We start from the raw sequence: 16,056 nt of genomic DNA on the forward strand, positions 1-16,056 counted from the left end.
CTCAGCCATGGTCTCGTTACGATTGTTGGGTCCGGATTGTCATGCGCTGAAGGGCTTCCTAGTATGGGAGAGTTGGCTCAGAATCTTTTCTCTGAGATTGGAGAAAAACTCTCCGATGAAGATGCTGCTTTATGGGAAGAGATCAAGCCACTATTATTAGCGAATGGTCTGGAGGCTTCATTACTTTCCAAAGCGCCGACAGCCACCTTGGAAGCAGCCATCTCATTATCAACTGCTTCCTTTGTCGCTCATCGAGAACGACAAGTAATCGCAGATGTCTTCAATGGAAAGCGAAAATTACGATTGACTCGGCTGCTCGCACACCTTCTAAAGCCTTCGTCTGCCCTGCCTATTGTCACAACGAACTATGACAGACTTGTTGAGATTGCTGTTGAAGAGGCAGGTATTGGTGCCGATACTATGTTCGTTGGGAGATTCGCTGCCTCTCTTAATGAGCGTGAAAGTAAACTAAGTTTCTGCCGAAACGTTACATACAGAAAACCTAATATCACTTATCACTATAGGCCGAGAGCCTTGATTTGTAAGCCACATGGAAGTTTAGATTGGTATTTGCGTGACGGGAAGCCTGTGGCTTACCCTGGTGAATTGGATGAGGTCTCTCGACTTATCATCACGCCAGGCCAAAACAAATTCAGAAATGGCTACGAAAGCCCATTCGATCATCATCGTAATAAAGCTAATGAATCGATTGATCGAGCAAGTCGATTCTTGATCCTTGGTTATGGTTTCAATGATGATCATTTGGAAACCCATCTATCTCCAGCTATAAAAGGTGGCAAACCAACACTTATGCTGGCTCATTCATTAACACCAAATGCTACAAAACTGGCATTAGAGCAGGCGAGTGTGACCGCCCTTGAGAGCCATAGTGAAAATGACGTGGCAGGTACGCTATTAACCATAAATAAAAAACAGCAGTTCATCCCACTTTTAGAGTTGTGGGATGTCCATAAATTTATTGACGAGGTTCTCGAACCATGAACGACAAACCTGCAACCCTTCAATTTACTGATACAGAATGCCTTGGTAAGGTTGTTGCCGTCGATACCAGTCGAGTCACTATTGATGTCTCAAACTCTGTGCTCTTGACCCGCTTGGGAATCGGGAATCTCATTGCTGTGCGTGGCAGTACGGAGCGAGAGTATTTGATCGCAGTCACGGAGCGAGTGACGCGCAGTATGCGCGATGGGATTGCTGAGGCGCTGCCGGAGGATGGAGAGAACGCAGTGCTTGTGTCAACGCCAACCGATTTGGTTCGTGGTGCTTTAATTGGAACCTTCCGCACTGTGGATGGAGAAAAGAAGAATACCTTCAAGCGTGGCGCAGATTCATTTCCGCAGATTGATCGCCAATGCTATGTAATAGATTCTGCTAATTTGCAGCGATTCATGGGGATACTCGGCGCTGATTACCCAGAGAATGAGCGACTGAAGCTAGGCACCTTCGTCGCAGATCGAAGTGCGGAAGCAATCATAAGCGGAGATAAATTCTTTCAACGTCATGCTGCAATACTTGGTAGTACAGGTTCGGGAAAAAGCTACGCGGTGGCACTTATTTTGGAGCGCGCGTCTAAACTGAAACATCCCAATATTATAGTATTCGACATGCATGGCGAATACGCGCCTCTGGCAAATACGGAGAAAGGCGGCTTTGCGACACGCTTCCGCGTGGCGGGGCCTGGAGATCTAAAAGAAGATCCTGCGGATGATGCCCTTTTTCTCCCGTACTGGTTGTTGAATCGAGACGAAATGTTGTCGATGATCTTGGATCGTAGTGATCAAAATGCACCAAACCAAGCATCTCGTTTCACGCTTCATGTTCGCGCTATGAAACAAAAGACACTTGAGTCTGAAAAGAAAGATAGCGTGCTCAAGACTTTTACCGTGGATTCGCCCGTGCCCTATTCGATTAAGGATTTGGTCGAGTTGCTTCAAACCGACAACAAAACAAAAGGTATTGGGAAAAGCGGCGGACCAGTCAAGGGTGAGTGGGAGGATAAGCTCACGCGCTTTATCTCCCGCCTTGAGGCTAAGCTCGATGACCGTCGATATGGCTTTATGTTTACACCACCAGCCAAGGCAAATGCATACGGGTGGCTGGCATCTCTAGTAGGGCGTCTATTAGCGTCTAATGGGGGAGAAGGTATCAAGATAATTGATTTTTCAGAAGTTCCTTCGGATGTACTTCCTGTTGTGACAGGTACACTTGCCCGTCTGCTCTATGCCGTGCAGTTTTGGACTGACCCTGATAAACGAACTCCTGTCACATTGCTTTGCGACGAAGCCCACCTGTACCTTCCAGTCCGAGACGATGCAGATGCCGTGCAAAAGCAGGCCTTAGGAGCTTTCGAACGGGTTGCCAAAGAAGGGCGAAAGTATGGTTTCTCACTCTTGGTCGTTAGCCAGCGCCCATCTGACGTCAGTAGAACCATCTTAAGTCAGTGCAATAATTTTCTCTCCTTGCGTTTGACCAATGATTCCGATCAGGCAGTCATCAATCGGTTGATGCCTGATTCATTAGCCGGACTCACAAGCATCCTTCCTCTTCTTGATACAGGTGAAGCACTCCTGCTTGGTGACGCTGTGCTGTTGCCTTCACGAATTCGATTGGATAAGCCTTTCATCACACCTGACAGTGCGACGCGAGAGTTCTGGAAGGAATGGGGTAGTAAGTCTTCCAATGCTGAGGCTATTTATCAAGCGGTTGAGGCACTGCGTAGTCAAACCAGAGCGAAGCCAGCTTAGCTTGGAATCATATAAAGAAACGAAATGAATGAATCTGTGTAATGAAATTGATCCGTGTTTCATTACAGAGAATCCAGCTTGTAATATGAGTTATTCACTGCAAAAAGATAAATTTAATCTAAACAAATCTTTTCCGATAAAGTAGTGAATATTTGATTATTAGCTACTTTTGTAGCCTCCAGCATGTCTACAAATATGATAATTGCTGATTTAACATTTTCTTTATTAGCGATATTACCACCGGAAAAAGCTCCTGAAAGCTGTGCTACGCATGGCATGACCACATCAACAACGGGTTGCCATGCAATTATTGCTTCTCTAACTGAAATGTTCTTAGAAAAATGAACTTTGAATTTAGAGTTAATTGGTCGACTTAAGATAGTCTCAAGACCAGAAGCGATAGCCGATGTTAATAAAAATGTTGCCCCACGTTGTCTTAAAATTTCATTGTATCTTGTTTGCGGTCCAGTCCTCTGATCATCAGGTATTGCTTTTAAATTCGCTTTAGCGGCATCCACAGCCTTCAATAATGAATATGCACACAAGGCATGGACGGCTGTTAAGTAATCATTAAAAATATGTGAGTATAAAGCGTCTGATTGCCAAATTTGACTACGTTGATTATAAGCTGTGCCTGGGTCACCATGGAAAGCCATTAATGCTTGGCCAACAGAATATGATGAGATTATATTTCTTGATCTTCTCATGACGTCATCTGAACCACCTCTTCTTCCTCCAAAGTATTCAACTTCAGGTATTTCAGTGAATTCATTTCGAAGTCTGGATTGTATAGCATCATTACTACGGAAATCTGCAGGCTCAATTTTGTTTTGACTATTATTAAATCTTATTATGTCCGTTATTGTTGACTGGTCTGAGCACTTAACGAATCTTGCCGGTACATATGCATTAGAAAGATCGATTTCATCTAAGCTACCAAGTGCTCCAGTAGTTTGAGCCCCATTAACTATTGCAATGCCGGATATTTTGAATAATCCGAAATCATCTTCAGATATAGATTCAAAGTCATTTACTAATGCAGTTATCCCATTATTAAATACCCAAAACATATCGGGTCTGCTGGATGCGGTTTGTTTTATATTGTGGTTTATATTTTTGTCACTGCGTCGACTCCCTAAGTAGTCCCTAACATTTGCTGAAAACAGACTTTTTCCATGCTCTCTAAACATTTGATGTAGCCATTGAGCAGATACAGAGGTTGAGTAAGCTGTCCAGTTTTTACCGGCAGAAGAAAATCCTCCGCGAGTAACAAATTCAAAAGTATCTCCAACTAAGATTGGTGCCTGCGTGGCTCTGTACCATTCTTCTAGAATAGATTTGCCAACTTCAATAGAGTGGACTGAATCCACTTCAGCAGATGGAAAAAATCTTTTGATCAGACTATCAGCTGTACTGGCAACTCTATGAAGTTCATTTTGTACATTTGAAGATTCATTGCAATTATGTACATACCAAAACTCTACCGAAGTTATTTGGTCATCATTCAGAGCAAGATGAACTTGCTCAGCTGCAGCTCTGATGATTTCGGGTATGGAAGTTGTAGTTGATTGGAATATCCAAGTAGCAGCAGTATTCAGGTCACTCGCTTTATTTGAGGGAGCAGTACAGTCTGTTTTACCATTTTTTTTGTATGCTTGAGCGATTATGACTTTTCCAGTTTCTCTGTTGACGTAAATCAAATCAGATTTCTTATCATCTGGACCATCTGTTAATGCATCGTTAGCAATCAATTCGATGTCATCTATTTCTTGATTGAGTTCCAAAGCAAACAGAAGTAGATCATTATCACCATACTTTGCTAAGTCATCCCTACTATTTAGCGCTAATTCCCAAGCGTCCATGATTTTCCTTGTATATTATCTAAAGGTGAATAAGAATTATTCTCAGGGTCACCCATAGATACTACTTAGCAGTTCATGAGTGTAAGTTATTATCCAGAAATCCAAAAACTTGATTTCTCATCTTAAATGATATTTTTTATCATGAATAATGTTAACAACTCATATTTATTGTTAAGGACAGATTCAAACAATCAATCCCATTTCAAACCGCCACCGGTTTGATATTCGGTGACCTTGGTTTCAAAGAAGTTTTTCTCCTTCCTCATATTGGCTTGTTCATCCAGCCAGGGCAGGGTGGCTTCGGCGCCGGGGAAGGGTTCTTCGAAGCCTAGTTGTTTGGCACGGCGATTAGCGGTGTAGCGGAACTGGCCATGGTGGGCTTCTTTTGAGTAACCCAGAATCGGGTCACGCAGGATGTAACCACCGTAAGTTGCTTCAGCGGCATCAGCTTCTTCAAACATCTCTTGGATTTTCTTTGGATCTAGTTTGACGTTTTCTTCTTTGATGATTTGTTTGCAAACACGAATACCGAATGAGGCGTGCATAACTTCATCACGCATGATGTATTGCAGCTGTTCGCCAGTACCTTTCATCAGGCCACGACGTTGCAGGGCAAAGATCGGTGAGAAGCCGTTATAGAACCAGCTGCCTTCGAAAATGCCCGCGAAGAACGCATAGGACATAACGAAGTTTTCCAGTTCGTCTTTATCACGCAGGTCGATATCGCTACGCATAACGGTATCAAGACGCTTATTGGCGAGTTGGATCTTTTGGTAAATCTCCGGTACTACGCGGTAGCGGTTATAAATTTCACTTTGATCCAGACCAATGGTTTCGATGCAGTGCTGGTAGGTCCAGGTATGCAATGCTTCTTCATAAACCTGACGAGCTTGATAAATCTGCAATTCCGGAGCGGTCATTTTTTCCATTACCGCCAGACCGATATTACGCATGGCGAGAATATCGGAGGTGGTCAGGTATGACAGCACGTTTTCATAAACATGACGTTCTTCCAGCGTCAGTTTATGACGGTAGTCGTGAACGTCCTGTGCCATGTTGATATCGAGCGGCGTCCAGTGGTTTTTGTTGGCGTTTAAGAAGTAATTCCACGCCCACGGATATTTGAATGGAGCAAGCTGATTGATATCAGCTTGTCCATTGACCACACGTTTGTCATCGGCATTAATCGCTTTGGCATTTAATGGCAATGCACTAACACTGGCTGCAGTTGGTTCAGGTGTGTCGAGTTCGTTGGCTGCTTGTTGCATAGGTGGCAGCAGTGCGTTATCGACTTCGTCAGTTGCCGGTTTCTCGGCAAGTGGATCGTCCCAGTTAAACATTATTGGCAAGCCTCGCAGTCTGGTTCCAAGATTGAACAGGCTTTCGGTGCGTCGATACCTTCGCCTGAAATAAAGTCATCTTCTTGTTTGGCAACCGGCTTTAACACGGGTGGTGCAGTCGGTTTAGCAGTTGTTGCTGTAGTTGGCGCGGTGCTGGTTTTCTCGGCACCGGTTGCGCCCATTGAACGCAGGTAATAAGTGGTTTTGAGACCACGTACCCACGCCAACTTGTACAGATTGTCCATTTTCTTACCGGATGGTTCCGCCATGTACAGGTTCAAGCTTTGTGCCTGATCCAGCCATTTTTGACGACGTGACGCGGCTTCGATCAACCAACGTGCATCCATTTCAAATGCGGTGGTGTACAGGGCTTTCAATTCCGCTGGTACACGGTCAATCGCTTGCAAGCTACCATCATAGTATTTGAGGTCATTGATCATGACGTCATCCCACAAACCACGTTGTTTCAAATCTTCAACCATGTATGGGTTGATGACAGTGAATTCGCCAGACAGGTTCGATTTCACGAACAAGTTTTGGTAAGTCGGCTCAATCGACTGGCTGACACCACAGATATTTGAAATCGTTGCTGTCGGTGCAATCGCCATGGTGTTTGAGTTACGCATGCCTTGACGTTTGACTTTGTCACGCAGTGCATCCCAATCCATGGTTTTGCTTTCGTCTTGTTGCAGGTACTCGCCACGTGCTTCTTTAAGGATCTTGATGGAATCAATCGGCAGAATGCCTTTGCTCCACAAGCTGCCTTCGTAAGATTTGTATTTGCCACGTTCTGCAGCCAAATCAGAAGACGCATCAATCGCGTAGTAGCTGACTGCTTCCATTGATTCATCAGCAAATTTCACGGCTTCTTCGGTGCTGTAAGGAATACGCAGTTTATATAACGCATCCTGGAAGCCCATGATGCCCAGACCAACAGGGCGGTGCAGCAGATTGGAATGACGCGCTTGCGGCACACTGTAATAGTTGTACTCAATAACGTTATCCAGCATACGCATGGCTGTTTTAATAGTACGGTTGAGTTTTTCTTTATCCAGTTTGCCGTTGGCATCAATGTGCTGAACCATGTTGACCGAACCGAGGTTACATACCGCGATTTCTTGATCAGACGTGTTCAGGGTAATTTCGGTACACAGGTTTGAGCTGTGAACAACGCCAATATGTTGTTGTGGGCTACGCAGGTTGCAAGGATCTTTAAAAGTAATCCAAGGGTGACCGGTTTCAAATAACATGCCGAGCATTTTGCGCCACAAGTCAGTGGCTGGCATGGTTTTGAAGTTACGGATTTCACCGCGTGCCGCTTTTTCTTCGTATTCAGCATAGGCTTTTTCAAAACCCAGACCGGTCAGATCATGCAGATCTGGCACTTCTTCTGGGGAGAACAACGTCCATTGACCTTCTTCGGCAACACGTTTCATGAATAAATCAGGAATCCAGTTGGCGGTGTTCATATCGTGGGTACGACGACGATCATCACCAGTGTTTTTGCGCAGATCCAGGAATTCTTCAACGTCGATGTGCCAGGTTTCCAGATACGCACAAACCGCACCTTTACGTTTACCACCTTGGTTCACCGCAACAGCTGTGTCGTTAGCGACTTTCAGGAAAGGTACAACACCTTGTGATTTACCGTTGGTACCTTTGATATGAGCACCCAGACCACGAACGCGAGTCCAGTCATTACCCAGACCACCAGCATATTTAGACAGCAGAGCGTTATCACGCATCGCGCTGTAAATACCGCTCAAGTCGTCAGGTACTGTTGTCAGGTAGCAAGATGATAATTGTGGACGCAAGGTACCGGCATTAAACAATGTTGGAGTTGAGCTCATAAAGTCGAAAGACGACAGCAGGTTGTAGAACTCAATCGCGCGGGCTTCACGATCGATTTCATTGATGGCCAGACCCATTGCCACACGCATATAAAAGGCTTGTGGTAATTCAAAACGGGTGCCGTCAAAGTGAATGAAGTAACGGTCATACAATGTTTGCAAACCGAGGTAGGTAAAGCTGAAATCGTTTTCCGGTTTCAGTGCTGCACCCATACGTTCAAGATCATACAGCCCAAGTTCTGAATCAATCAGTTCGTTTTCAATGGCGGTGCGAACGTAGGTTTTGAAATAGTCTTTATATTGATCTGCCATTTCGCCTTGTGATGCTTGGCGAGGTGTTTTGTAGACAAAGCTCAGTGCTTCACGACGGATGCTGTCCATCAGCAGGCGAGCAGCCAGGGTGCTGTAGGCAGGATCTTTTTCGATAAAAGTACGGGCTGACATGACCAATGCTTTTTCGACGTCTTTTTCAGAAACACCGTCGAAAATATTACGTTGGGTATCACGCAGGATGGCGGCATTATCTACTTGGGCAAGTCCAGAGCAGGCTTCATCAATCAGGTTGCGCAGGCGTTCGATGTCTAACGGCTGGCGAGTGCCGTCGTTTAAGGTGACATGCAGAGTGCTTTCATTGGCAGGTTGTGGGTGCTTGCGTTCTTCTTCAGCACGTTTTTGTGATTGTTGTTCACGGTAAACCACATACGAGCGGGCGACTTTATATTCACCGGCACGCATCAAAGCAAGTTCAACTTGATCCTGAATATCCTCAATATGTACTGTGCCACCATCATCCAGACGACGCAGCAGATTTTCGCTGACCTGGCTGGTAAGTTCGGCAACCGTTTCGTGGATACGACGGCTATCTTTTGCTGCTTGACCTTCGACAGCTAAGAAGGCTTTGGTCAAAGCAACAGCAATTTTACTGCTGTTAAATTCGGTAACTTTGCCGTTACGTCGAATAACTTTGTAGCCGGTTTCAGAGGAGGGTTGGATGTAGTGTTCTGCTTCGCTCGCCATAGTGATTTTCCCTGCATTGTGTGGTAAGACTTAAAAAACGGCAAACCACAACAAATTGTGGTCGCAACATGATTGAACCACAAGATAATGTGTTTTTGAAGTCTTAGCAAGGGGATAAGTTGCACATAAATTGTGCATTAGATGTGGATAACTTTAGGGTGATCAGGCGGTAACTGAGACGCCATGCGCGATCACCGAAATTGATCCATTTTGGTGAAGAAAAAAATTATTTTTTGTTTGAGCAGGAGTGTAACCACAACTTGTGCTTATTCTCCTCAACGAGCCGGAAAAAATTGGCTCGTTGGGAGATGTCATTAGCAAAAAGTTAGAGCGTTTCGCTGGTTGAGTCGGCAGAAATGTCCAATAATTCTTTAACCAAATCGATATCATCTTGATCGTCTGTTTGCACAACAACTGTCCAACGATGTTCCTGACTGGTTTCAATGGTTTTGGTTATCAGCGGATCATGATCCGGACGAATCGAAATCAAACCGGCCAGCATCATACCGAAAATTAAACCGAAAAAGATAAATACTAAATAGGTAAACAACGGACTGGACTGGGTCATTTCAGGACCACTAGAGACTAAAAACGTCGCGATAAGAATACCCACAATCATTCCGATTAAACCTAGCCAACCATGAGATTTAACAATGGTCTTGGCGATGCCATGGCTCTCAGGTTCTATTTTTTTACTGATGTTTTTGTCATCAGGCCGAACAATATTAATGATGCCGGGTGAAATGCCATTATCGATAAGTTTTTGTTTGGCAGCCTTCGCTGCTCCCTCACTGGCATAGACCGCCGCTACACGGCCAGTGTGTTTTTCGTCTTGGATATCTACTTCCATATTCGTTCCTCCTGATATACGTAAACATTATTCATTCGGTGAATTTTATTCAGGTTAACGTTGTTATCTGAATTAATAAAGTTTTCGCAGTGTGATAACAGCAGATGCTGTTCATAACAACATCTTATTATTAAAGATGACAGCACCTAGCTTAAACAATTCATTACGCCTGATGCTTAACCTATGTTGAAATGCTATTTATTTATCGCCCTGAAAAAAAATTGATCCTTATCAAATTTGTGTAGCACTTATTGTGGTATTTATAGTCTGTAAAACAGATTGTAAATATATGTTAATTTCTGCGAGTGGCTAGCCCAATCGTAGTACTGCCAAAACTGGAGTCACCATGGAACTCGATCCGCTCATACTGTCACGAATTCAGTTTGCATTCGTAGTGTGTTTTCATGCCATCTTTCCTGTTTTTACCATTGGCTTGGCGAGCTTTGTCGCCGTTTTAGAAGCCTTGTCGTTAAAGACCGGAAATCCGGTATGGCAGAGGCTCTCGAAGTTCTGGATCCAAGTATTTGCTGTCGTGTTTGGTATGGGGGTTGTTTCCGGTATTGTCATGTCATTCCAGTTTGGTACTAACTGGAGTAATTTTTCCTATGCGACGGCCAATTTTCTCGGGCCGGTTCTCAGTTATGAAGTTGTCACCGCCTTTTTCTTGGAAGCAGGCTTTCTAGGCGTCTTGTTATTTGGCCGCGATAAAGTGCCGCAAGGGGTACATTTCTTTGCAGCATTGATGGTCGCCGTCGGTACATTTATCTCATCATTTTGGATTTTAGCGGCCAATTCCCTGTTACATACTCCCGATGGACTGGTAATGCGTGATGGCATGTATTACGTCAGTTCTTGGTCTGATGCTATTTTCAATCCTTCATTCTTTTATCGCTTCATGCATATGGGCGTAGCGTCATTCTTGACAGCTTCCTTCGTCGTAGCTGGGGTGACAGCCTGGTTTGTGATGCAAAAACGGGAGATGGAGGCGAATAAAAAAGCGCTGTCGATTGCTTTATGGCTCATTTTGATTTTGGCACCTGCTCAAGTAGTGATTGGCGACTTTCATGGCTTAAACACTCTCGAACACCAACCTACTAAAGTCGCCGCGATGGAAGGCAACTGGGAAACAGGAACCGGTGTACCGTTATTGTTATTTGCTTGGCCGGATAAAGAGGCTCAGGAAAACCATTTTGAAATCAAGATTCCCAAATTGGCGAGCTTTATTCTGACGCATGATTGGAATGGCGAAGTGCCAGGGTTAAAAGAAGTGGCACCTGAAGAACAACCGCCAGTATTTATTGTGTTCTGGGCATTCCGAGTAATGGTCGCGATGGGCATGCTGATGGTGTTGTTTGGTTTAGCCGGACTCTGGTTACGCAGAAAGCAACGCTATCTTGAATGTAAACCTTTCCTCAACGGTTTACGAGTCATGAGTCTTTCACCGTTTATTGCGGTATTAGCAGGGTGGATCGTTACAGAAACGGGCAGAGCACCGTGGTTAATTTATGAACAGATGACACATGCACAAGGTTTAACGCCATCTTTAACAGGGGGCATGGCTTTGTTTACGTTGATTGGTTATATCCTGGTATATGGCATGGTCTTCAGTGCCGGGGTGTTTTATTTGATGAGTGTATTCCGTGGTGGTCTGGAAACAGCTAATGCTGATCATCTGGATTCGGATGTGGAAAAAGCCCAACGGCCTATCTCTGCTGCCAATGCTAATTTAGACGGAGGTCTGTGATGGAACAGCCATTTGATTTAGTGGTTATCTGGGCCGGGATTATTGGCTTCGCTGTCATGATGTATGTATTGATGGATGGTTTTGATTTGGGGCAGGGCATTTTGTATCCATTTGCCCCGGATGATCATTCACGCGACATTATGATGAACTCAGTGGCACCGATATGGGATGGGAATGAAACCTGGCTGGTATTAGGTGGTGCGGGATTACTGGCTGCTTTTCCGTTGGTTTATTCGGTGTTTCTGCCTGCTTTATATATAGGTGTGTTTTTGATGTTGGCAGGCTTAATTTTCCGTGGTGTTGCGTTTGAATTTCGCTTTAAGGCGAACACAACTAAATACTTATGGGATTGGGCATTTGCCGGTGGTTCATTTGTTGCTGCATTTGCTCAAGGCGCTGTGGTCGGGGCCTATGTACAGGGCTTTGAAACCAGTAATTTCGTCTATGTAGGCGGCGCGTTTGACTGGTTAACTCCCTTTACTATTATTACGGGGTTTGGACTGGTAGCTGGTTATGCCTTGTTGGGCAGTACTTGGCTGATTATGAAAACAGAAGGTGAACTGCAACAGTGGGCGTATAAAATTACGCCAATTTTGCTTATAGCTGTATTAGTGGTATTTGGTATTGTCAGCTTGTACACCCCGTTTGTTGATCAAGGCGTATTAAACAGATGGTTCAATGGTGTATCGATCATTTGGTTATTGCCTGTGCTCGCGCTGTACTGTGCTTTTCTGGTGTTTCGTTCTGTAAAAAAACAACAAGAAGGCATGCCGTTTGTGGCCACGATGGGATTGTTTTTATTCACCTACCTCGGTCTGCTCGCCAGCAAGTGGCCTTATCTGGTGCCACCAGATTACACACTATGGGATGCGGCCTCGGCCTATGAATCACAACTGTTTTTGTTGTTAGGTTTCCTGTTTGTTATTCCGTTTGTGCTGGGCTATATCACTTGGTCATATTATATTTTCCGTGGCAAAGTGAAAGGTGGTTACCACTAATTCATAGCCAATTCCGCTGAGACAATTTGCCTCCAACACCTCGCAAAAGCTGAAAGTTAGTTACTCTACGTCAGCAGGTATCAATTTTATTGGAGGTAGTTGGTCTCCGATCCCTGCGGAATGCATCTGTAAATTAGCGTTCGAAGACATATGCGCACACGCCTTAATCAGGCGTATTTTCAGTTACTGACTAGGCGGCTATGAAAGATCAACAGGCCATGAATAAAGCCGGACGTTTATTACTCAAACAACTCACCCAAAAGCAGCGAAGCCGATTGCATCAGGCTGTTTTTATGGGCGTGTTGTCGACAATTGCAATGATTGTGCAATGGTATGCTCTGGCACAACTAACTTATGAGTTAATCATTCAGAAGCAACCGCTTGCTGAACAATCCATATTGATTTTGCTAATGGTGCTGAGCCTTATTTTACGCTCGGTACTGATAAGAGCTCAGGAACATCACTCCCAACTGGCCAGCTTGTATGCAAGAGAGCATTTACGGGAGCAGGTTCTCAGTGGTTGGCGACAAACCAGTGCGTTAATCCATAGTCAACGCTCGCCTGGTGCAGCGGCCAGCCAGTTGATTGAAGATGTTGAGTCAATGGATGGCTACTTCGCCAGATTCTGGCCACAACAAATGCTTGCAGTGCTGGCACCGCTGTTGATTCTGATCGTAGTGTTTTATTACAACTGGCTGGCTGCATTGTTTTTACTGGCTGCAGCACCGTTAATTCCCTTATTTATGATGCTGATAGGCTGGGGAGCAGAAGCAGTCAATCAGCGCTTTTTTTACCAACGCCAACGTCTGGCCGGACATTTTCTGGATCGCGTCAAACATCTCACGACGTTAAAACTGTTTGCTGCAGAGACTGAGGCTTTAACAGAAGTCGAAGAGAGGAGTCAGGATTATCGTCAGGTAGTGATGAAAACCCTGAAACTGGCATTTCTTTCATCAGCCGTACTGGAATTTTTTACCAGCGTAGCGATTGCCAGTATTGCCATCTATATTGGTTTTGCCCTGTTTGGCTCCATAACCTGGGGCCCGGCGGCAGATATCACGTTATTCAGCGGTTTATTTATTCTGTTGCTGGCCCCCGAGTTTTTTCAGCCTTTACGAAATCTATCCCAGTTTTATCATGACCGTGCCGCAGCAGTGGCAGCCGCTTCACATATTGCTTCGCATCTACCAGATGAGGATACAAACTCTCCAGCAGAGGATATTTTTGAGCTAACGGCAGACGATTCCTCATCAATTTTAAATGTCACCAATCTGGGTATCGGTTATCAGCCTGGTGAAGTTCTTCAAGACCCTATCAATCTTAAGTTGAGCAGAGGGCAGTGCTTGGTGATTAACGGACCATCCGGCTGCGGCAAAACCACGCTATTGCATACCTTGGCCGGTTATCTGCCTCCCTTATCCGGCAAAGTACTTTTAAACAACCAGCCGATGGGAAAGGAAGCGATTCGTTATCTGCCTCAAAAACCTTGGATCATTAATGGCAGCTGGAAGGAGAACCTTGCCGTACTGGCACCAGATGCAACCGAAAAGGAAATGCAGAAGGTATTAAGTCAGCTAGGTTTGGAAGGTTTAATTATAAACAGAAACAAAGGCCTAGATAGCAAACTTAATGAACATGGTGAAGGCCTGTCAGGAGGGCAATTACAACGTCTGGCGCTGGCAAGAGTGTTACTTTCACCGGCACCATTAGTATTGCTTGATGAGCCGACTGCTAGCCTGGATGCCGAAAGCCGTCAATACGTTCTGGCGGCGCTTGCTGCATTAAAACCGCAGTGTGTTTTAGTGATTTCCAGTCATGATGCTGACGTACTTGCACTAGCCGACCAACAGCTGCAGTTTGCCAGTCGGGAGAGTGACTAACGATGTCTAGCCATTCTCAAAATAGTTTTGCGCCAATGAAGTTCTGGTTAATCAAAGTACTGCAAAATCAGAAAAAACGATTAATCATCTCTTTACTGCTGGCCTTGTTAACGGCTATTTCCGCAATGGGGTTATTAGCGTTGTCTGGCTGGCTGATAACGGCCACGGCAATCACCGGGCTGGCGATAACCGCTGGCACTGCGGTGTTATTGGATATCTACCGACCAGGTGGCGGCATTCGGTTTTTTGCATTAAGTCGAACAGTGGGGCGGTATTTTGAACGGCTGCATAGTCACGACATGGTATTAAGAGTGATTGCCGGATTTCGAATAACCCTGTTTACCGGCCTAATGGACCTGCCGGTTCAGCAACTGCGAAACACTGAGGATAGTGAATGGCTGAGCCGGTTAACCGCCGATCTGGATAATCTAGACAGCCTGTTATTAAAGTTACTGTTACCTCCTGTTGTTGTGATATCCAGCGTGGTTTTGCTCGCTGTCTTTATCAGTTTTTTCTGGTTAACGCTGGGGGTTACTTTCGGGATTATCACGCTGTTGTTGGGGAGTATTTATTTCAGCTTTTTCACTCGGAGAACATCACAGATAAGTAGTGATTATGCCCGGCAGATTAATCAGGCTCGCTCACAAACCATAGAGCATCTTCAAGGACAGCTGGAACTTCAGGCAGCACATCTGCAACAAGCGGACCAAGCAAGATTGGTCAGTTCGCTGAGTGAGATTGGTCAGTCACAGCTAAAACTGAATCGACATATCGCCAACGCACAGTTAATAGTGAATATCTGCCATGGGCTGTTGGTTATCGCCGTGGCCATTGCGGCGTTATTTGCTTACCAGAATCAGTTTGTTAGTGGACCGGTTGCCGTCATGTTGTTTTTGGCCGTGTTTGGATTTGGTGAGTTACTTTTAAACTTGCCAGGTCAGCTAGGGCAGTGGGGCAGAACACGCTATGCCGCTGAGCGGCTGCAACCCCTGGCAGAGCATGCATCATCAGAGAAATCGACGCTGGCAGAGCTTGAACGGCTGTCAATGATGCTGGCAGATCACCCCAAAGTTATCAGCAGCATAGATACCGCTTTTGCTTTTGAACTTAAACCATCTGAATGTCTGTTAATAACTGGCCGATCCGGAAGCGGCAAGTCAACAATAGCCAATATAATCGCTGGGCTGGAAATACCGGAATCATTTATAACGCCTTATCAGTTGTTGATAAATAGCATTCCATTGCGAATCGATCAAACACAAGCGTGGCATAAGCAGATTGGCTATCTGACTCAGCAAAACAGCATCATCGCCGCGACGTTATATAGCAATCTGACACTGGGGCTGGATGAAATCGACGAACAACAGCTTTGGCACGCACTAACTTTAGTCGAGCTGGATGATTGGGCCAAACAACGACCAAAGGGATTACACAGCTGGTTGGGCGATACCGGCAGTCAACTATCTGGAGGGCAAGCCAGAAGGATCTGTCTGGCACGGCTGTTATTAAGAAACCCGAAACTGATCCTGCTGGATGAACCGTTTAATGGAATTGATGTAGACATGGCAGAACGCATCTGGCAGCGTGTATATCCACTCTGGCAGAACAAAATGTTAATAGTGCTCATGCATCAACGACCCGCCTATTTCCCTGAAGTCGATCATCAGCGGGTTTTTGAAATTAGTCTGTACCAAAGTTAATTGTTCATTCATCAGAAATTTTAACTAGCGCACACTTTTGTCATTCTGCT

General features: G+C 45.0%; 10 protein-coding genes. 6 read left to right on the forward strand and 4 right to left on the reverse strand.

Features of this window, described 5'->3' with window-relative positions; all coding sequences use genetic code 11:
* Together ACN0V2_RS08715 and ACN0V2_RS08720 are read left to right on the forward strand one after the other, a co-directional pair.
* Positions 1-1,002: SIR2 family protein (locus ACN0V2_RS08715; RefSeq protein WP_417550422.1), on the forward strand; the 1,002-nt coding region annotated here is incomplete at its 5' end.
* Positions 999-2,765 carry an ATP-binding protein gene (locus ACN0V2_RS08720; RefSeq protein WP_417550423.1) on the forward strand — a complete coding sequence of 589 codons (1,767 nt, stop codon included), beginning with the start codon at positions 999-1,001 and terminating at the stop codon, positions 2,763-2,765. The genes ACN0V2_RS08715 and ACN0V2_RS08720, both read left to right, overlap by 4 nt.
* 113 nt (positions 2,766-2,878) lie before the next feature.
* On the opposite strand, the gene ACN0V2_RS08725 is transcribed toward ACN0V2_RS08720, so the two are convergent.
* From ACN0V2_RS08725 to ACN0V2_RS08740, 4 genes are all read right to left on the reverse strand, one after another.
* Positions 2,879-4,627, reverse strand: a complete 1,749-nt coding sequence (locus tag ACN0V2_RS08725; protein ID WP_417550424.1) for an AIPR family protein — start codon at positions 4,625-4,627, stop codon at positions 2,879-2,881.
* A gap of 191 nt (positions 4,628-4,818) precedes the next feature.
* On the reverse strand, positions 4,819-5,967 hold the full coding sequence (locus ACN0V2_RS08730) for a ribonucleotide-diphosphate reductase subunit beta (protein ID WP_417550425.1): 1,149 nt from the start codon (positions 5,965-5,967) through the stop codon (positions 4,819-4,821).
* Positions 5,967-8,834, reverse strand: a complete 2,868-nt coding sequence (locus ACN0V2_RS08735; protein WP_417550426.1) for a ribonucleoside-diphosphate reductase subunit alpha — start codon at positions 8,832-8,834, stop codon at positions 5,967-5,969. Before ACN0V2_RS08735 ends, ACN0V2_RS08730 begins: the two co-directional genes overlap by 1 nt.
* Positions 8,835-9,159: 325 nt before the next feature.
* A complete protein-coding gene (locus ACN0V2_RS08740; RefSeq protein ID WP_417550427.1) occupies positions 9,160-9,684 on the reverse strand; it encodes a hypothetical protein in 525 nt (174 codons plus the stop codon).
* 346 nt (positions 9,685-10,030) lie between these two features.
* Between ACN0V2_RS08740 and ACN0V2_RS08745 the strand changes: the two genes are divergently transcribed.
* From ACN0V2_RS08745 to ACN0V2_RS08760, 4 genes are all read left to right on the forward strand, one after another.
* A complete protein-coding gene (locus tag ACN0V2_RS08745; RefSeq protein WP_417550428.1) occupies positions 10,031-11,428 on the forward strand; it encodes a cytochrome ubiquinol oxidase subunit I in 1,398 nt (465 codons plus the stop codon).
* Positions 11,428-12,426: a cytochrome d ubiquinol oxidase subunit II gene (gene cydB / locus ACN0V2_RS08750; protein WP_417550429.1), complete on the forward strand. Its 999-nt coding sequence runs from the start codon at positions 11,428-11,430 to the stop codon at positions 12,424-12,426. The genes ACN0V2_RS08745 and cydB overlap by 1 nt, the downstream gene beginning before the upstream one ends.
* A gap of 200 nt (positions 12,427-12,626) precedes the next feature.
* A complete protein-coding gene (cydD, locus tag ACN0V2_RS08755; protein WP_417550430.1) occupies positions 12,627-14,306 on the forward strand; it encodes a thiol reductant ABC exporter subunit CydD in 1,680 nt (559 codons plus the stop codon).
* Between the two features lie 2 nt (positions 14,307-14,308).
* The gene (locus tag ACN0V2_RS08760) at positions 14,309-16,006 is read left to right on the forward strand and encodes an amino acid ABC transporter ATP-binding/permease protein (protein WP_417550431.1); all 1,698 of its coding nucleotides are present in this window, start codon (positions 14,309-14,311) and stop codon (positions 16,004-16,006) included.
* Positions 16,007-16,056: the final 50 nt, after the last annotated feature.

The organism is Methylophaga sp. (assembly GCF_048266885.1).
In the GTDB taxonomy this organism is placed as follows: domain Bacteria; phylum Pseudomonadota; class Gammaproteobacteria; order Nitrosococcales; family Methylophagaceae; genus Methylophaga.